The sequence below is a fragment of the Methylobacterium haplocladii genome (assembly GCF_007992175.1).
GTDB classification, from domain to species: Bacteria; Pseudomonadota; Alphaproteobacteria; order Rhizobiales; family Beijerinckiaceae; genus Methylobacterium; species Methylobacterium haplocladii.
Genome location: NZ_BJZT01000006.1, coordinates 94,460 through 111,669 on the forward strand (window position 1 = coordinate 94,460; position 17,210 = coordinate 111,669).

Here is a 17,210-nt window from a genome sequence, read left to right on the forward strand (position 1 = left end):
GCCGGAGGAAGCGCACATGGCGGCAGGCATCGCGGGCGATCTGTTCCGCATCAAATCCCTGGAACGGCTCAACAAGGATGCGGAGGACGGCGAGAACTCGCTGCAGCGGACGCTGGGTCCCTGGAGCCTGATCGGCCTCGGCATCGGCGCGGTCATCGGCGCCGGCCTGTTTTCCCTCACCGGCATCGCCGCGGCGGAGCATGCGGGACCTGCCGTCGTCATCTCCTTCGCCATCGCCGCCATCGGCTGCGCCTTCGCCGGCATGTGCTACAGCGAGCTCGCCGGCATGATCCCGGTAGCGGGCTCGGCCTACACCTACAGCTACGCCACCATGGGCGAGTTCGTCGCCTGGATCATCGGCTGGGATCTCGTGCTCGAATACGCGGTCGGCGCGGCCACCGTCTCGGTGAGCTGGGCGCGCTACGTCACCCGCTTCCTGCGCGACACGTTGGGGATCAACCTGCCGGGTTCGCTGGTGAACTCGCCCTTCGAGACCTACCAGCTCGCCGACGGCTCCACCGCGCACGGCCTCGTCAACCTGCCGGCGATCTTCATCATCGTGGCGGCGTCCGCCCTGCTGATGATCGGCATCCGGGAATCGGCCCGGGTCAACGGCGTCATCGTGATGGTGAAGCTCGCCGTGGTGCTCACGGTGATCGGCGTCGGCCTGTTCTACATCAAGGCGCAGAACTACGACCCCTTCCTGCCGCCCAACACCGGCACCTTCGGCGAGTACGGCATCTCGGGCGTGATGCGCGCGGCCGGCGTGGTGTTCTTCGCCTATGTCGGGTTCGATGCGGTCTCCACCGCGGCGCAGGAGGCCAAGAACCCCCAGCGCAACATGATGATCGGCATCCTCGGCTCGCTCGCGATCTGCACGGTGCTCTACATCGCCTTCGCCGGCGTGCTCACCGGGCTCGTCCACTATGACCAGATGAAGGGCGACGCCGCCCCGGTGAACACCGCCATCGCGCAGACGCCGTTCCCGTGGCTGCGCGGCCTCGTGACCTTCGGCGTGATCTGCGGCTTCTCCACCGTGATCCTGGTGCTGCTGATGGGCCAGAGCCGGGTGTTCTACACCATGAGCCAGGACCGCTTGCTGCCCGGCTTCTTCTCGGCGATCCACCCGAAGTGGAAGACGCCCTACCGCTCGAACCTGTTCTTCATGGTGTTCACCGGGGCACTCGGCGGCTTCCTGCCGATCAGCCAACTCGGCCACATGACCTCGATCGGCACCCTGCTCGCCTTCATCCTCGTCTGTCTCGGGGTGATCATCCTGCGCCGGACCCAACCCGATGCGAAGCGCGAATACCGCACGCCGCTGGTGCCGTTCGTGCCGATCATGGGCATCCTGTTCTGCGCCGCGATGATGGTCTCCCTCGATGGCGAGACCTGGCTGCGCCTGATCATCTGGATGGCGATCGGTATCGCGATCTATTTCGCCTGGAGCCGCCGCAACAGCCGCATCGGCCGCGAAGAGGGCGACGACGCGCCGACGGTGATGTCGCCGTGAGGCGCTGAGGCCGCCGGGCATCTCCTCTCCCCGCGTGCGGGGAGAGGGCCGCGACGACCTTGTCGTCGGCGCGGCGAGGCGGCAGCCGAAGGTGAGGGGATTGGTGCCGGACGAGACCCATTCGGAGTCGCCCCCTTACCTGCGCTCCGGCTTCGCCTTCGCTTGCCACGGACCCGGCAATGGGTCCGTGGCCCTCTCCCCGCGTGCGGGGAGAGGAGGATGCGCGGTGTTCGATGCGACCGGCCTGGGACGGTTCAAATTACGCCGATCCGCGCCGCGCCCGCTTCCCCCACCCGCCCGACGATCGCCGCGTCCGCAAACCCCGCCCCGCGAATTCGCGAAAGGATCGCCTCCGCCCGGTCGGCCGCGCAGGCCACGAGCAGGCCGCCCGAGGTCTGCGGGTCGGTGAGGAGGTGCCGGCGCCAGTCCGGGAAGTCGCAGGGGAGGTCCACGGCCTCTCCGAAGGCCGACCAGTTGCGGTGCGAGGCGCCCGTGACGAAGCCCGCCTGTGCCAGGGCCGCGGCGGCCGGCAATAGCGGCACCGCATCGGCCTCGAGCGTCAGGGCGACCCCGGCCCCGCGGGCGAGTTCGAGCCCGTGGCCGAGCAGCCCGAAGCCGGTGACGTCGGTGATGGCATGCACGGCCGGGTCGGTGGCGAGTTCGGTGCCGACGCGGTTGAGCCGGGTCGTCGTGGAGATGAAGTCGGCATAGCCGCCCTCGGGGAGCGCCTGCTTCTTGATCGCGGCCGAGTAGATGCCGACGCCGATGGGCTTCGTCAGGATCAGCGCGTCCCCGGGGCGGGCGTCAGCGTTGCGGCGCACGTTCTCGCGGCGGCAGGTGCCGATGACGGCGAGGCCGTAGATCGGCTCCGGCGTGTCGATGGAGTGGCCGCCGGCGATCGGGATGCCGGCCTCCGCGCAGAGGCTCGCTCCGCCCTTCAGGATCTCGGCGACGGTCTCGGCGGAAATCCTGCCCACCGGCATGCCGAGGATGGCGAGCGCCATGATCGGTTTGCCGCCCATGGCGTAGACGTCGGAGATCGCGTTGGTCGCCGCGATCCGTCCGAAATCGCGTGGGTCGTCGACCATCGGCGTGAAGAAGTCGGTGGTGGCGATGACGCAGGTGCCGTCGTCCAGCGCCCAGACCGCTGCGTCGTCCGAGGTCTCGTTGCCGACGATCAGCCGCTCGAACGGCCCGGCCGCCGGCTGGTCGGCCAGCAGCCGGCGCAGCACGGCGGGATCGAGCTTGCAGCCGCAGCCGCCGCCATGGGCGAGGGTGCTGAGCCGGACCGGTTCGGCGTCCATGCGGGTCTCCGTTGCCGAGATTTTTGGGGTGCGCGCGGCCGGCGCCGGCCGTTGTCATGACACTGTCAGCCGCCGGGGCTCTCTTTGGGTAGATCGCGCCAAAGTGGTCGGCGCAGTATCGCGTCGCGGCCCCCACGGTGCAACGAGAGGAGGCGGCAGCATGAGCGGTTGGGCACGGGCCATCGGCGTTTTCGCGATGCTCGCGACGGTCGTGGCGGGCGGCGCGGTCCAGGCGCAGAACTCCGAAAGACCCGCCTTCGTCTTCACCGGCATCCCCGACCAGGACGAGGCCCGATTGGTCGAGCGCTACGGCCGGGTCGCGTCGTATCTCCAGCAGAAGCTCGGCGTCCCCGTGAGATATCTGCCGGTGAAGAACTACTCCTCCGCCGTGACCGCCTTCAGCAACGGCGAGGTCCAGCTCGCCTGGTTCGGCGGTTTCACCGGCGTCCAGGCGCGGCGCCTCGTGCCGGGCTCGCAGGCGCTGGCGCAAGGCGCCGAGGACGCAGCGTTTCGCACCTATTTCATCGCCAACACACGGCTTGGGCTGGTCAAGGCGGCAGACTTTCCAAGGGGGACGGCCGGCAGGACCTTCACCTTCGGCGCGCGCTCCTCGACCTCCGGCCGCCTGATGCCGGAATACTTCATCCGCCAGGCCTTTCCGGACAAGACGCCGGACGAGGTCTATGCGCGCATCGGCTATTCCGGCGAGCACAGCCGCACGATCCAGCTCGTGCAATCCGGCGTGTTCGATCTCGGCGCGGTCGACTACACGGTCTGGGACCTCGATACCAAAGCCGGCAGGGTCGACCCGGAGAAGGTCAACGTGATCTGGGAATCGCCGCCCTTCGCCAACAACCAATGGTCCGTGCGCGGCGACGTCGATCATACCTGGGGCAAGGGTTTTTCGGACAAGCTGCGCCAGGCGCTCCTCGGCATGAGCGATCCCGTCCTGCTCGCTCCCTTCGGCCGCTCGAAGTTCGTACCCGTGACGAACGACGCCTATGCGCCGCTGATCGCGGTGGGGAAGACCAGCGGCATGCTCGACTGACGTCTTCGTCTCCGCAGCCCGTCCGCGAAAGGGTCTGTGACAATCACGATCCGTCGCGCCGCGTGTCCGTGACGTCCGCCGCATTCCTTTGATATCACCGACACTCCCCGCCGGACGGCGTCCCGTCCTCACATGCGGAGGGATCGGAGTATCCGAATGCGCAACTGGGTGTTGGGGATCGTCGCTGCCGTCGTGATGGCGGGACCGTCGCGGGCTGCGGACACGCCGCCCTTCGTCTTCACCGGCATCCCCGACCAGGACGAGAGCCGCCTCGTCGAGCGCTTCGGCAAGGTCGCGCGCTATCTCCAGGACAAGCTCGGCATCCCCGTAAAATACATCCCGGTGAAGAACTACCCGGCCGCCGTCACCGCCTTCACCAACGGCCAGGTCCAGCTCGCCTGGTTCGGCGGGTTCACCGGCGTCCAGGCCCGCAAGGCGGTGCCGGGCTCGCTCGCCATCGCGCAGGGCGCGGAGGATGCCGCCTTCAAGACCTACTTCATCGCCAACACCAAGCTCGGGCTCGACAAGGCGAAGGACTTCCCGAAGGAGACGGCCGGAAAAACCTTCACCTTCGGCTCGCGCGCCTCGACCTCCGGCCGGCTGATGCCGGAGCATTTCATCCGGCAGGCCTTTCCGGGCAAGACACCGGAGGAGGTCTATAGCCGCGTCGGCTTCTCGGGCGATCACAGCCGGACCATCCAGCTGGTGCAGTCCGGCGCCTTCGAGGTCGGCGCCGTCGATTATTCGGTCTGGGATCTCGACAGCAAGGCCGGCAAGGTCGACGCCGCGGCCGTCGAAGTGATCTGGGAGAGCCCGACCTTTCCGGACTATCAGTGGACGGTGCGCGGCGATGCTGACGCGACCTACGGCGCGGGCTTCACCGACAAGCTGCAACAGGCGCTGATCGCGGTGAAGGACCCGGCGATCCTGGAGCCGTTCGGCCGCTCGAAATTCATCGCGGTGACCAACGACTCCTATGCCCCCCTCGTCGCAGTGGGCAAATCGACCGGCCTGCTCGATTAGCCGGCAACGGAATTGGCTCGCGAGTCCTCGGCCCACGCGCCGGTCGTCCTCTCGAACGCCTCGGCCGCCTATCGCGGCCGCACGGTGCTGTCGGGCATCGACCTGACCATCCGCGCGGGGGAGCGCGTCGGACTGCTCGGCCGCTCCGGCGCCGGCAAGTCCACGCTGATCGGGCTGATCCACGCGCAGGCCGCGGGGGCGGTCGCGCTGGTGCCGCAGGCGGCGGCGCTGGTGCGCACGCTCTCGGTCTTCCACAACGTCTATATGGGCCGGCTCGACCGGCGCTCGACGTGGCACAATCTTCGGACTTTGGCCTTTCCGCCACGGGCGGATGTCGTCGAGGTGACCGCTATCCTCGCTCGCGTCGGCCTTGCCGAAAGCCTGAAGGCGAAGGCCGGCGAGCTCTCCGGCGGGCAACAGCAGCGCGTCTCGGTGGCCCGTGCGCTCTACAACGGCCGGCCGATCCTCTTGGGAGACGAGCCGGTTTCGGCCCTCGACCGGGCGCAGGGGGCGGCGGTGCTGGAGCAACTGGCCAGCCGGCATGCGACGCTGGTTCTAGCGCTGCACGACGTGACGCTGGCGCTCGGGCATTGCGACCGGATCGTGGTGCTGGATGCCGGCCGGATCGTCCTCGACCGGCCCTCGCAGGACCTCGATGCGGCGGCGCTGGCGCCGTTCTACGACGAGGGGCGAACGCGCGGCTTCGTCGGCATCGGTCGGGCAGCGCCATGCTGAGCGCACGCCTCCGCCCCGCCAGCTACACCACCGTCTCGCTCTGGTTCCTCGCCGTCGCCCTCGCCGCCCTGCTGCCAGCCGACCTGCACGTCACCAGCCTCTCCCCCTGGGCCGACCTGCGGCGCCTGCTCGACGGCCTGGTCCGGCCCGAATTCGTCGCCGTCGAAGCCTGGAGCGTCGTCTACACGGTCGCCTTCGCGGTGATCGGCGTGACGCTCGGCGCCGGAGCGGGGTTCCTGCTGGCGATCCCCTTTGCGCGCTTCCGCAGCGTGCGGCTCGTCTGCGCGTGCTTGCGGGCCGTCCACGAATTGTTCTGGGCGCTGCTGCTGATGCAGGTGTTCGGCCTGTCGGCGGCGACCGGCATCCTCGCCATCGCGCTGCCCTATGCCGGCATCTGCGCCAAGGTCTATTCGGAGATCATCGAGGAGGCCGACCTGTCGGCGCTGCGGGTGGTGCCGTACGGGACCGGCGCGGTCTCGGCCTTCGTCTATGCCCGGCTGCCGGACGTGGCGGCGAGCCTGCGCCACTACACACTCTACCGGCTCGAATGCGCCATGCGCTCGACCCTGGTGCTCGGCTTCATCGGCCTGCCGACCATGGGCTTCTACCTGGAATCGGCGTTTCGCCAGGGCCGCTACGGCGAGGCTGGCGCGCTGCTGTTCGTCTTCTACCTCCTGATCGGTTCGCGCCGGCTCTGGGTAAGGGCGCGCACGGTACCGGTCCTGATCGTCGCCAGCCTGCTTCTGCTCCCGAAGACCGTGGGCTCGACGGAGGTCTGGCCGAGCCTCGTCCGGTTCGTCACGCAGCAGATCGTGCCCTCGCCCCTGCGCCAGGGCGCCCTGCTCGACCCCGCCACGTGGTCGCGGCTCTGGGCCTGGACTCAGCCGATCGTGACACAGCAGATCCTGCCGGGCGCGGCCCAGACGCTCGTGCTCGCCCAGATCGCCCTCGTCGCCACCGCCATCGGCGCGCTAGTGTTGTTTCCGCTGACGTCGCGGCGCTTCGCGGGGCGGCTCGGCCAGCCGGCGGGGCGCGTGCTCCTCGTCGTCGTGCGCTCGACGCCGGAGTACATGCTGGCCTACGTGCTGCTGCAGAACCTCGGCCCCTCGATGCTGCCGGCGATCCTGGCACTGTCGATCCACAATGCCGGAATCGTCGGCTACCTCATGGGCCGCCACGCCGACGGCCTGCCCTATCGCCCCGACGCGCCGACGGGCCTGAACCTCTACGCGTACGAGACGGTGCCACGCCTCTACGGGCAGTTCCTGGCCTACCTGCTCTACCGCTGGGAGCTGATCCTGCGCGAGAGCGCGATTTTCGGGATCCTGGGTGTCGCGACGCTCGGCTTCTACGTCGATGCGGCCATCTCTGAGCTGCGCATCGACGTGGCTGTGGTGCTGATCGCGGCGACCGTGGTGCTCACACTCTGCGTCGACGCCCTGTCGCGCGCGCTTCGCAAGGCGCTGCGGATCGACACGTTGCCGATGCGGTTGTCGCAGCCGATGGTGAAGGGTGCCGGCGGCTGAGCTTCTCCGGATAGCAAATCGGCTGCCGCGCATACCCTCTCCCCGCACGCGGGGAGAGGCCTGGATGGACCTTGCCGTCCATGCAGGAAGCGGAGGCGAAGCCGAAGCGAAGGTGAGGGAATGGTTCCGGCGGAGGCTCCTCCGGCTGCACCCCCTCAACTTCGGCTGCCGCCTCGTCGCGGCCCTCGCCCCGCGCGCGGGGAGAGGAGGATGCGCGGCCAACGACGATCGACCGGGAAAGGGATCAAGCCGGCATCGGCAGGGCCTGGCGCGGCGGAGCGGGTGCCGGCATGTCCGCAGCCGGTTTCGTCTCGGCGGCGCCGAGCACCGCTTCGATCGTGTCGCGTAGCGACGAGACGTGCTCGTCGGCGTCCACCTCACTGCGCACGGCGGCCTCGGAGGTGCCCTCGTCGTCGATGCGCCAGAGGCCGACCGCGATGCGCTTGCCCGGCAGCTTCTGGCGCAGCCGGCCGACGAGGCGGCGCAGGTGGCCGGGCTCGCCGCCGATGGCGAGCGAGATCACCACCACCATTTGTGCGGGGCCGGCATCGAACCCGTCGATCTGGGCGCGGGCGAGGTCCGAGAAGGCGGCGATTCGGGTGCCGAGGCCGTGCTTGCGCAGCAGCTGCGCCAGGATCGCCGCGGCCGGCTCGTCGAGGAAGCCGCGGCCGGCGACGCAGAGCACCGCCCCCTCCTGCCGCCATGCCTCGGGCAGTTCCTCGGGCTCGGGCGGATCGTCGATCGCCGGAGCGCTGTCGCAGGCCGCCTCGGCCGCCACGGCCTTGCCGGCGAAGAGCCGCCGCACGGCCTTGGCCGGCTGCAGCGGCCTCTCGTCCTCGCGCGATTCCATCTCGTCGATCAGTGCGGTGATGGAGGTGCGGATGTCGCCCTTCTGCTCGAGCGTCAGCACCCCGCGGGCGGCATCGCGCGAGGCGAGTTCGAGGCCCTTCAGCACCACCTCGTCGTAGTACGCCGAGAGCGAGCAGGTCCGCAGGATCGTGTCGGCATGCTCCTGCGCCTCCTCCGGGTCGTCGGCGAGCATGCGCTGGTAGAAATTCTCCACCGGTGTCAGCGCCGGGCGGTCGCTGAACAGCACGTCCAGGAATTCGAGCGCGTCGACGTGGCGGCCGAGCACCACGAGGCAGACGGTGAGCGGCGTCGACAGAATGAGGCCGACCGGACCCCACAGCCAGATCCAGAACAGGGCCGAGACCAGCACCGCGAAGGGCGAGAGCCCCGTCGAGTGGCCATAGACCAGGGGTTCGATGATCTGACCGACCAGCGGCTCGATCACGCCGAACAGGATCAGCGTGGCGATGACCATGCCCCAGCCCGGATCGACGGCGGCCGCCACCGCCACGGGAAAGACCGCCGAGACGAAGGCGCCGATATACGGCACGAAGCGCATCAGCGCGGAGAAGATGCCCCAGAGCACCGGGTTCGGCACGCCGATCGCCCAGAGCCCCAGGCCGATGACGAGGCCGAAGCCGGAATTCAGTGCGAGCTGGCCGATGAAGTAGCGGGAGAGCCGCCGGGCGGCGTCGTCCATCGCGACGGTGGTGCGGTGGAGGTCGCTCGATCCGGCCAGGCGGATCAGCCTGTCGCGCAGGTCCTCGCGCTGCATCAGGATGAAGAGCAGCACCACGAGCACGATGCCGGTGGTGGCGAGCGGCGCCAGCACCGGCGAGAGCACGGTGTTGGCGAGTTCGAGCGGGCTCGGCGGACGGTCCTTCATTTCCACCAGCACGGGCGGGGTCGGCTCGGGCTTGGTCTGCGACGTCTCCGGCTTCTTCTGCTTGTCCGGCTCACTGCCGGCGTCGTGGATCGCCCGGTTGATGTTGGCGACGTAGTCCATGCCCGTGCCGAGCGGCCCCTGGCGCAGGCCCTCGATCTTGCGCTCGATCGTATGCTGGTAGCGCGGCACGTCCTTGACGAGGTCGGCGACCTGCACGCCGATCACGGTGGAGAGCGCCGCGATGATGCCCGAGGCCATCAGCACCGCGATCAGCACCGAGAGCAGCCGGCCGAGCTTCAGCCGGCGAAACACGTGGACGAGGGGGCCGATGACGAAGGACAGCAGGACCGCGATGGCGATCGGGATCAGGATGTCGCGGCCGAGATAGAGCCCCGTGACGATGATCGCCGCCACGATGACCGGCGCGGCGAAGCTGCCCTTCGGCCGTTCGGCGGCAGCGACCCGCGTCGGGCGTGGCGGGACGACGAGGCCGCTGCTTCTCGGATCGCTCTTCATGGCCCGACACAACTCTCTCACACGGCGCGATCGCGACGATGCGCCTCAAGAAACCGTGAGCGGCCGGATTTCGATCCCTGGTGTTTTTTGCAGTGCGGGAGGACTGCATTCAGTACGGGGCGAACGGCGCCAGCACGAGCCCCGCCGCCTCCAGTTCCGCCCGCACCGCCCTGGCCGCCTCGACGGCGCCGGGGTTGTCGCCGTGAACGCAGACCGTATCGATCCCGACGGGTATGCGCCGGCCCGATAGCGTCGTCGCCGCCCCGTCCTCGACCATGCGGCGCACCCGCGTCGCGATGTCTCGGGCGTCGTGCAGCACGGCGCCCGGAGCGGAGCGCGGCGCGAGGCTGCCGTCGTCGGCGTAGGCGCGGTCGGCATAGATCTCGCGGATGGTGCGCAGGCCGGCCCGCAAGCCGGCCCGCTCGGCCGGTAATCCCGGCATCACGACGAAGGCGAGGCTGCGATCGACACCCGCCACGGCCCGCGCGACGGCCTCGGCGATGTCATCCTCGGCATTCGCGAGGTTCGCGAGCGCCCCGTGCGCCTTGACGTAGGTGACGCGGGTGCCGGCGAGCGCCGCGCAGGCCTGGAGAGCCCCGATCTGGTAGGCCACGTCCCGCTCGATGCGCCGTGGTGTTTCGCGGATCGGGGTCCGGCCTAAGCCGCGAACATCGAAGAAGCCGGGATGGGCGCCGATGGCGACGCCGCGCGCCTGCGCGGCGCTGGCCGTCTCGACCATGATGTCCGGGTCGCCCGCATGGAAGCCGCAGGCGACGTTGGCCGAGGTGACGATGTCCAGGAGCGCAGCGTCGTCGCCCATGCGCCAGGCCCCGAAGCCCTCGCCGAGATCGGCGTTGAGATCGATGTTGCGCCGGGTCATGCGTGCCGCCGATCGGCGCAGCAGCAAAGTCTCGGCAGCGGCGGCGCGCCCGCCGCCGCGTAGCGCAGGGCGCTGCAGAAGCAGCCGCCGGTGATGCGCCGTGCCGACTCCGTCATCTCCGATCCTTCCCAGCGTGATCCGAACCGAGGCTACGGCAGCCCGCAGCGGATTTCGATCCCGGCTTCAGCGCCCGTTCAAGTGCAATGGCTCAGCTTGGCCCCACGCACGAGCGCCCCTGTCGTCTCGACAGGCTGCGCCCGGCTCGGCGGCTGTGGATCGCACTTCAGGACGTCATGCTCACCGCTCGGGCCTTCGCCAGCGCTTGCGCCGCCGACCTCATCCGGATCGGGAGCGACGCCGTCTCCGAGGCACCCCGCCGCCATCCGCTGGTCCGCGCCCTCGGCCCGGCCCTGGAGACCGCCTTCGGCCTCGAACACCGAGCGTTGTTTCCCGACGAAATCCAGGCGTTGGTCGAGGCGCTGCAGTCCGGCCCCCTCGGAGACGCGATCGTTTCGCCCGAAACGCGGCCTGCCGAGCGATGTCTGGAAAGCGCCTGATCCATCCTCCGTCGGGAGCTCATGTCCCTGGTTCTTACGGCCGACGCCCGGAGCGAAGTTATCGGGAAACCCGATCCCGCTGTCCCGCATCGTGCGCTGGAGGATGGCGGATATCAGCCGCCGGGACGCGGCCGCCCCTCGATCTCCCGTGCCATCGCCTCGATCCCGGCGGCGGTGCGCGCCAGCGCATCCGGTTCCGCCAGACCGGCGATCCTCGCCGGATCGAGGGCGAGCCCCCGGCGGACGAGATCCGGCCAGTCCGCACCTTCCGGCCAGCCCTGTTGGACGATCGCGGCCCCGAGCCGTGCCAGCGCTTCGGCTTTGCTCGCCTGCTCGTCGTAGGGCCGCGGCTCGGGCAGGCAGACGAAGCGCTTGCCCGCGCCGACCACGGCGGCCACGACGCCGTCGCCGCCGCTGCCGACGACGAGGGACGCCTGCGCGAGATGGGCGCCGACATCCGCGACCCAGCCGTGCAGGTGGAGGTTCGCGGGTCGCGATGCGGCGCCCCCCACGTCCTGCACGGGGCCGAGGACGTGCCAGGCGCGATCCGGTACCGCGCGGGCGGCCTCGGAGAGGGCCGCAAGCCGGCCGCCCTCCCCCCCCTGCCCGAAGACCACGACGATCCGGCCGTCCTCCGGGGCCGGGGCCGGGGCCGCTCCGAGAAATCCCGAATAGATCGTCCTGGCGCGGATCCAGTCCGGCATGTCTTCGGTGTCGAGGTCGGCGGGGAACGGGGCGAGCAGGCGGCTGGCACTGCGGAACGCATCGAGATGCGGCGGGTCGGTCCGTGTCCCGGCGAGCCGCACGACCAGCGTCGGCACGGACAGGAGGCGGCAGAGCAGGGCGACCTCCACCGAGACGTCGACGATCATCAGCACCGGGTCGGCCTCGGCGATCCAGGCCGCGATCCGCGCCATCCGCTCGCGGATGCCGGGATGGCCGAGCGGCGCGTAGTGCAGGCTCGTTGGCCGGTCGGCCTCGCGGTCATGCCCGTCGAAGCCGGCGATGCGGTCGTCCGGCAGGTGGATCAGCGGCCCCGGGGCGTCCCGCCGGTCACACGCGGCAAAGGTCCCGAGCAGCGTGCAGGGCCGGTCGAGCGCCCCGCCGATCAGGCAGGCACGCTGCCAGTGCCCGGCGCCCTGATGATGGACGTAGATGCCGATCGGACGGGTCATGCCGCCCTCTCGCCGAGCAGCGCAGCGAAGCCGGCGAGCGCCGCGTCGAGGTCCTGCAGCGGCGCCGGCGCCGCGCGGGCGTCGAGCCTGCGGCTCGCGCGTTCCACGAAGGCGATGGCGTTCGGACAGGTGTCGGGCGCGATGGCGGCGCGATCCTCGTCCGTCAGCCCGTATCCTTCGCTGACGGCAGACCAGCCTTCTGCCGTGGCGACGTCCGGCCAGGATCGGCGCAACGCCGCGCGGCGCAGGATGAGCGCGTGCCAATGCTCTGGCGCAGGCAGCCGGTAGGCCTCGCCACCGCCCAGGACGGCGAGGCGCCGGAGCATCTCGATCGCCATGCCGCCCTCGGCGCGACCCTCGGCTCGGTCCGAGACATGGACGCGGATGGCAGGACAATGCCGCAGGCGGCCGCCCTGCTCCTGCACGCGGGCCACCAGTGCGTTGTCCTCGCCCCGGCGCAACGCCGGCAGGCCGCCGACCGCCCGGTAGAGGCTTGCCGTCAAGGCGAGGCTCGCGCCGGTATGGTCGCCGTGCCGGGGGGGCGGGTCGTACACCGGCGGATTGAAGCGGTCCTCCAGCGCGCGGACCGCCTGCCAATACGACTCGATCCGGGCGTGCAGGCGGCTGAGACCCGTGTCCGCCGTGGCCTCCCGGTCGATCACGAGACGGCCTCCGACGATCTCGGCCTCGCGGAGCGCGCGCAGGTTGGCGGCGACCCAGTCCGGCGGGAGCCAGGCATCCGCGTCGGTAGTCAGCAGGACGCCGTCCGTGCATCCGTCCGCAGCGAGCCAGTCCGCGCCGGTGTCGAGCGCGAGCCGGCGCGCCGTGCCGACATGGGCCGCGTCAGGCGCGAGATCGACCGCGAGCAGGCGCAGGTCGAGGGTGGCGGTCTCCCCGCCGGCGATCATCGCCCGCACGGCCTCGACCGTGCCGTCGCTACAATTGTTGGCCGCGATCGCGACGCGCAGCCTCGCTCCCGGCGAAAAGCCGTCCTGGGCCGCGAGCGAGCGGATCAGGCGAGGCAGGCGCTCGACCTCGTTGCGCGCCGGCACGCAGACGACGGCCGCCGGTGCGGCTCCCTCGCCCATCGCCGTCAGACCGCTACGGCGTCGAGCAGACATCCCGGCTCCGCCAGCACGGGTGCGGCGGCGAGGACGGAGCGGTAGAGCGCTTCGTAGCGGTCGGTCATGGTCTCGGCGTCGAAAAGGGTCTCGCCGTAGGCCCGGCAGGCCTGCCGGTCGAGCCGGATCGCCGCGCCGATGGCCCGGGCGAGATCGGCAACGTCGTCGGCGCGGGCGCAACGGCCGCAGGCGGGGACGACGAGGTCGGGCAGCGCCCCGCGGGCGAAGGCCGCCACCGGCGTGCCGCAGGCGAGCGCCTCGGCCACGACGAGGCCGAACGGCTCTTCCCAGCGTGGCGTGACCAGGGCGACGGTCGCCCGCCCGAGATGCGCGGCCAGTTCGCCGTGCGACAGGTGGCCGAGATCGGTGAGGTCCGGCCCGAGGCGCGGCGCGATCTCGGTGGTCCAATAGGCGATGTCGGTGCGTGGGCCGGCGAAGACCAGCGGCAGACCGGCGAGGCGCGCCGCCTCGATGGCGAGGTGCAGGCCCTTCTCCGGGACGATCCGGCCGCTCCAGAAGGCGTAGGCCGGGATCGCGGGCTCGGCCTGGAAGCGGAAGGTACCGAGGTCGATGCCGTTGCCGATGACGTGCGTCTCCGGCACCAGCGCCCGCCAATCCTGCGCCAGGGTCTTGGAAACGGCGGCGAACGTCATCCCGGGGGAGGCGGCCGCGACACCCGCGGCGAGAGAGTCGAAGGGCGGCGTGTGCAGCGCCGTGACCATCGGTACGCCGATATGCAGGCTCGCCCGCAGCGGCAGGTCGTGCAGGCTGTTGTTGTGGACGAGATCGAATCCGCCGCCGGCGACCGCATCCATGATCACCGAATAGGCCGCGAACTCGGCGGCATCGACGGCAAGCTCGTGGACCGGATCGGCAAAGGCCTCGCCGGTCGGTGGGCAGACCGTGTGGGGTTCGAGGGCCGGATCCGATCCGTGCGCGGCGAACAGCGTGACCGCATGACCACGCTGCCGCAGGGTCCGCGTGAGGAGGTGCGTCTGCATCTCGAGCCCGCCGCCATAGGGCTGCGCGATCGGATACTTGAGGTGGGCAAGGAGTGCGATCTTCACGGGTGTCCAGTTCGTCCGGCAAGCGTTGCAGGAAGCGGCGCGGCCCGTGCTTCGCCATGTCGCGACAGGCGCTACGGATTGACCGTTCCGTTCACCGGCAACCTGACGTCAACTGGCGAGTTCCTGGCCGGATGTGGATCGGCGAAAGGTCGCAGGTAATCGTGTGGGGATCGTGGGGCGGGCACGGATGCGAGCCATGAGCCGACGGCCGACGCGCCCTGTGGCGGACCCGGCGCGTCACGCCCTCTGGGTGCGGACGACGCATTGGATCGGTGCGGCCGCCTTCCTGGCGCTCGTCGTCAGCGGCACGGGCATCCTGCTCGCCCTGCCGCGCCTGTTCTGGGGCGAGACCGGCGCCAACGACGCCCCCGCCTGGATCGTGCTGCCGTTGCCCGTGAACCTCGACCAGACCGGATGGGGCCGCAACCTGCATCTCCTCGCCGCCTGGGTGTTCGTGCTGAACGGGGCGGTCTATCTCGCCGCCGCCACGCTCGGCGGCCATCTCTACCGGCGCCTGCTGCCCGACGGCGACCAGCTCGGCCCGCGTCATCTGTTTCGCGATCTGCGCGCGCATCTGCGGCTCGGCAGCGTTTCGGACGGCGCGGAGGCTAACCGCTACAATGCCCTCCAAAAACTCGCCTATTGCGCCGTCCTCCTCGTACTGGCCCCGACGATGCTGCTGTCCGGACTGACCATGTCGCCGGGCGTGACCACGGCCTTTCCGGAACTCTTCTGGCTGTTCGGCGGCCGGCAATCCGCGCGCACCATCCATTTCCTCGCGGCCACGCTGCTCGTGCTCTTCCTGGCCGTCCATCTCTGGCAGGTCCTGGCCAACCGGCCGTTGGCGCTGATGCGGGGCATGACGATCGGCCGGACGGCGAGCAGGGGGACGGACACGCCATGAGCAACCTGTCGCGCCGGCAACTGATCCTGGGCTCGTCCGCGCTCGGGGCCACGGGCCTGCTCGGCGGCTGCGAGGCGCTGCCCGGCGGCCCGCGCTTCGACGGCCTCTATGCGGCGAGCGACGCGCTGACCTTCGCGGTCCAGCGCTTCCTGCTGCGCCATCAGCGCCTGGTGCGGGAGTTTCCGCCCGAAGCGATCTCGGCGGTGTTCCCGACCATCAACACCACCGACCCGGACGATGCCGAGTACAAGCGCCTGAAGGCGGGCGGTTTTGCGGAGTGGCGTCTGCCGGTGAGCGGCCTCGTCGCCCGCCCGCAGAGCTTTTCGCTCGCCGACCTGCGTGCGATGCCGGCGCGGACGCAGGTGACGCTGCACAGCTGCGAGCAGGGCTGGTCCGCCATCGCCGGCTGGACCGGCGTGCCGCTGGCCCATCTCCTGAACACGGTCGGGCTCCAGCGCGAGGCCCGCTTCATCGTGATCCGAAGCGTGGACGGCTGGTGGGACAGCTACGACCTGTTCGACGCGCTGCATCCGCAGACCATCCTCGCCTACGGCATGAACGGCGCCGACCTGCCCGTCGCCCACGGCGCCCCGCTGCGCCTGCGCGTCGAGCGTCAGCTCGGTTACAAGTCGCTGAAATACCTGACCGCGATCGAGGCCGTGGCCCGCTTGGACGGGCTCGGCCACGGCCGCGGCGGCATGATCTCCGATCTCGGCCTGCCCTGGTACGCCGGAATCTGATGGCGCGGCTGCGCGACACGTCCACCCTCGTCCCTTTCATCCACAGCGGAGACGAAACGCCGCGTGGTGCAAACCGGCCCATGCGCGTTGTTCGAGCCGGAAGCTGGGCGGCGGCCTCGTGTCGGGACGCCGCCCGATCGATGAACGGTGGCGTATGCGTGAGACCGGACGGCTCGACCTCGACGAACGGGCCGTGGTGCTGGAGCGCCAGCGGACCCTCAAGATGGCGAAATCCGCGCATGCCTACGTGCGCGGCAACACCGCCACCTTCTACGACTGGCTCGAGGGCCTGACCCGCGGCACCCTGCCCGAGGGACCGCCGGTCTGGATCTGCGGCGACTGTCACCTCGGCAATCTCGGACCGCTCGCCGATGCCGATGGCCGCGTCGACGTCCAGATCCGCGATCTCGACCAGACCGTCATCGGCAACCCGGCCCACGACCTCGTGCGGCTCGGCCTCTCGCTGGCGAGCGCCGCGCGGGGATCGGACCTGCCGGGTGCGGTCACCGCGCGCATGCTCGACGGCATGATGCGCGGCTACGCCTCGGGCCTCGGCGGACGGGACGACGACGAGCCGCCGGAGCCGGACGTCGTGCGCAGCGTCCGCCGGCAGGCGCTCGGGCGGCGCTGGAAGCACCTCGCCCGCGAGCGCATCAAGGACGTCGAACCCAAGATCCCGCTCGGCCGAAAATTCTGGGCGCTCGACGACGGCGAGTGGCACGCCCTCGACGATCTGTTTCGCGAATCCACGGTGCGCGACCTCGTGCTGAGCCTGGAGAGCCGCCGCGAGGGTGCCGAGATGCGCCTGCTCGATGCCGCCTACTGGATGAAGGGCTGCAGCTCGCTCGGCCACCTGCGCTACGCTGCCCTGGTGCGGATCACCGAGGATGACGGCCGGCGCAAGCTCGCCCTGGTCGACCTCAAGGAGGCCGTCGCGGCGGTGGCGCCGGCGGCCCCCGGGGCCGAGATGCCGGCGGACCATGCCGCCCGCGTCGTCGCCGGCGCCCGTGCCCTGTCGCCGAATCTCGGCGAGCGCATGCTGCCGGTGCGCCTGCTGGACCGGCCGGTGGTGATGCGCGAGCTGCGCCCGCAGGATCTCAAGCTCGACGTCGACCAGTTTTCGGAAGGGCAGGCCGTGCGGGCGGCGCATTACCTCGCCCACGTCGTCGGCCGGGCGCATGGCCGGCAGATGGACGATGCGTCGGTACGGGCCTGGCGCCGGGAGCTCGGCGGGAACGGCTCGGCGACGCCGGACGCCCCGTCGTGGCTCTGGTCGAGCGTGGTCGAACTCGCCGGGCGGCACGAGGTCGGCTATCTCGAACATTGCCGGCTGTACGCAGCCGAGCGGGTGGCGGCGTAGGAGGCC

The 17,210-nt window shown here is 70.5% G+C and carries 15 protein-coding genes; 9 read left to right on the forward strand and 6 right to left on the reverse strand.

The window, feature by feature from the left end; genetic code table 11:
• Nucleotides 1–16: 16 nt before the first annotated feature.
• Entirely contained in the window at nt 17–1,513 is a 1,497-nt protein-coding gene (locus tag MHA02_RS03995) for an amino acid permease (protein ID WP_147076747.1), read from the forward strand.
• Between the two features lie 254 nt (nt 1,514–1,767).
• Here the strand turns inward: MHA02_RS03995 and selD are convergent, their stop codons facing one another.
• Nucleotides 1,768–2,817 carry a selenide, water dikinase SelD gene (gene selD / locus MHA02_RS04000; RefSeq protein WP_147076748.1) on the reverse strand — a complete coding sequence of 350 codons (1,050 nt, stop codon included), beginning with the start codon at nt 2,815–2,817 and terminating at the stop codon, nt 1,768–1,770.
• A gap of 160 nt (nt 2,818–2,977) precedes the next feature.
• Here selD and MHA02_RS04005 point away from each other — a divergent pair, with 160 nt between their 5' ends.
• The 4 genes from MHA02_RS04005 to MHA02_RS04020 all read left to right on the forward strand — a co-directional run bounded on the left by MHA02_RS04005 (nt 2,978) and on the right by MHA02_RS04020 (nt 7,149).
• Nucleotides 2,978–3,865 carry a putative selenate ABC transporter substrate-binding protein gene (locus MHA02_RS04005; protein WP_147076751.1) on the forward strand — a complete coding sequence of 296 codons (888 nt, stop codon included), beginning with the start codon at nt 2,978–2,980 and terminating at the stop codon, nt 3,863–3,865.
• Nucleotides 3,866–4,021: 156 nt separating this feature from the next.
• Nucleotides 4,022–4,888 (forward strand): putative selenate ABC transporter substrate-binding protein, encoded by an 867-nt coding sequence (locus MHA02_RS04010; RefSeq protein ID WP_147076753.1) that lies wholly within the window; start codon nt 4,022–4,024, stop codon nt 4,886–4,888.
• A 12-nt stretch (nt 4,889–4,900) separates the two neighbouring features.
• Nucleotides 4,901–5,623 carry an ATP-binding cassette domain-containing protein gene (locus MHA02_RS04015; protein ID WP_147076755.1) on the forward strand — a complete coding sequence of 241 codons (723 nt, stop codon included), beginning with the start codon at nt 4,901–4,903 and terminating at the stop codon, nt 5,621–5,623.
• The gene (locus MHA02_RS04020) at nt 5,617–7,149 is read left to right on the forward strand and encodes a PhnE/PtxC family ABC transporter permease (protein WP_147076757.1); all 1,533 of its coding nucleotides are present in this window, start codon (nt 5,617–5,619) and stop codon (nt 7,147–7,149) included. Before MHA02_RS04015 ends, MHA02_RS04020 begins: the two co-directional genes overlap by 7 nt.
• Nucleotides 7,150–7,393: 244 nt before the next feature.
• Here the strand turns inward: MHA02_RS04020 and MHA02_RS04025 are convergent, their stop codons facing one another.
• Together MHA02_RS04025 and MHA02_RS04030 are read right to left on the reverse strand one after the other, a co-directional pair.
• Nucleotides 7,394–9,400: an AI-2E family transporter gene (locus MHA02_RS04025; protein ID WP_147076758.1), complete on the reverse strand. Its 2,007-nt coding sequence runs from the start codon at nt 9,398–9,400 to the stop codon at nt 7,394–7,396.
• A 109-nt stretch (nt 9,401–9,509) separates the two neighbouring features.
• Entirely contained in the window at nt 9,510–10,280 is a 771-nt protein-coding gene (locus MHA02_RS04030) for a LamB/YcsF family protein (RefSeq protein ID WP_147076760.1), read from the reverse strand.
• Nucleotides 10,281–10,573: 293 nt separating this feature from the next.
• On the opposite strand from MHA02_RS04030, the gene MHA02_RS04035 reads away from it, so the two are divergent.
• Nucleotides 10,574–10,837: a hypothetical protein gene (locus MHA02_RS04035; protein ID WP_147076762.1), complete on the forward strand. Its 264-nt coding sequence runs from the start codon at nt 10,574–10,576 to the stop codon at nt 10,835–10,837.
• A gap of 113 nt (nt 10,838–10,950) precedes the next feature.
• Here MHA02_RS04035 and MHA02_RS04040 read toward each other — a convergent pair whose 3' ends face one another.
• From MHA02_RS04040 to MHA02_RS04050, 3 genes are read right to left on the reverse strand one after another with little or no spacing between them, the layout of a single operon-like run.
• Nucleotides 10,951–12,012, reverse strand: coding sequence for a glycosyltransferase (locus tag MHA02_RS04040; protein ID WP_147076764.1), 1,062 nt, complete (start codon nt 12,010–12,012; stop codon nt 10,951–10,953).
• On the reverse strand, nt 12,009–13,133 hold the full coding sequence (locus MHA02_RS04045; protein WP_373318342.1) for a glycosyltransferase family 2 protein: 1,125 nt from the start codon (nt 13,131–13,133) through the stop codon (nt 12,009–12,011). Before MHA02_RS04045 ends, MHA02_RS04040 begins: the two co-directional genes overlap by 4 nt.
• The gene (locus MHA02_RS04050) at nt 13,106–14,200 is read right to left on the reverse strand and encodes a glycosyltransferase family 4 protein (RefSeq protein WP_147076766.1); all 1,095 of its coding nucleotides are present in this window, start codon (nt 14,198–14,200) and stop codon (nt 13,106–13,108) included. Before MHA02_RS04050 ends, MHA02_RS04045 begins: the two co-directional genes overlap by 28 nt.
• A gap of 196 nt (nt 14,201–14,396) precedes the next feature.
• Here MHA02_RS04050 and MHA02_RS04055 point away from each other — a divergent pair, with 196 nt between their 5' ends.
• From MHA02_RS04055 to MHA02_RS04065, 3 genes are all read left to right on the forward strand, one after another.
• Nucleotides 14,397–15,104, forward strand: a complete 708-nt coding sequence (locus tag MHA02_RS04055; protein ID WP_147076768.1) for a cytochrome b/b6 domain-containing protein — start codon at nt 14,397–14,399, stop codon at nt 15,102–15,104.
• Nucleotides 15,101–15,844 (forward strand): molybdopterin-dependent oxidoreductase, encoded by a 744-nt coding sequence (locus MHA02_RS04060; RefSeq protein ID WP_147076770.1) that lies wholly within the window; start codon nt 15,101–15,103, stop codon nt 15,842–15,844. Before MHA02_RS04055 ends, MHA02_RS04060 begins: the two co-directional genes overlap by 4 nt.
• Before the next feature lie 154 nt (nt 15,845–15,998).
• Nucleotides 15,999–17,204 (forward strand): DUF2252 family protein, encoded by a 1,206-nt coding sequence (locus MHA02_RS04065; RefSeq protein WP_147076771.1) that lies wholly within the window; start codon nt 15,999–16,001, stop codon nt 17,202–17,204.
• Nucleotides 17,205–17,210 lie beyond the last annotated feature (6 nt).

Excerpts from the sequence above, each read along its gene's own strand:
- MHA02_RS04055 (WP_147076768.1), top strand. The coding sequence starts at position 14,397 with ATGAGCCGACGGCCGACGCGCCCTGTGGCGGACCCGGCGCGTCACGCC.
- MHA02_RS04045 (WP_373318342.1), bottom strand. The coding sequence starts at position 13,133 with ATGTCTGCTCGACGCCGTAGCGGTCTGACGGCGATGGGCGAGGGAGCC.
- MHA02_RS04030 (WP_147076760.1), bottom strand. The coding sequence starts at position 10,280 with ATGACCCGGCGCAACATCGATCTCAACGCCGATCTCGGCGAGGGCTTC.
- selD (WP_147076748.1), bottom strand. The coding sequence starts at position 2,817 with ATGGACGCCGAACCGGTCCGGCTCAGCACCCTCGCCCATGGCGGCGGC.
- MHA02_RS04010 (WP_147076753.1), top strand. The coding sequence starts at position 4,022 with ATGCGCAACTGGGTGTTGGGGATCGTCGCTGCCGTCGTGATGGCGGGA.
- MHA02_RS04005 (WP_147076751.1), top strand. The coding sequence starts at position 2,978 with ATGAGCGGTTGGGCACGGGCCATCGGCGTTTTCGCGATGCTCGCGACG.
- MHA02_RS03995 (WP_147076747.1), top strand. The coding sequence starts at position 17 with ATGGCGGCAGGCATCGCGGGCGATCTGTTCCGCATCAAATCCCTGGAA.
- MHA02_RS04065 (WP_147076771.1), top strand. The coding sequence starts at position 15,999 with ATGCGTGAGACCGGACGGCTCGACCTCGACGAACGGGCCGTGGTGCTG.
- MHA02_RS04060 (WP_147076770.1), top strand. The coding sequence starts at position 15,101 with ATGAGCAACCTGTCGCGCCGGCAACTGATCCTGGGCTCGTCCGCGCTC.
- MHA02_RS04035 (WP_147076762.1), top strand. The coding sequence starts at position 10,574 with ATGCTCACCGCTCGGGCCTTCGCCAGCGCTTGCGCCGCCGACCTCATC.
- MHA02_RS04020 (WP_147076757.1), top strand. The coding sequence starts at position 5,617 with ATGCTGAGCGCACGCCTCCGCCCCGCCAGCTACACCACCGTCTCGCTC.
- MHA02_RS04040 (WP_147076764.1), bottom strand. The coding sequence starts at position 12,012 with ATGACCCGTCCGATCGGCATCTACGTCCATCATCAGGGCGCCGGGCAC.
- MHA02_RS04025 (WP_147076758.1), bottom strand. The coding sequence starts at position 9,400 with ATGAAGAGCGATCCGAGAAGCAGCGGCCTCGTCGTCCCGCCACGCCCG.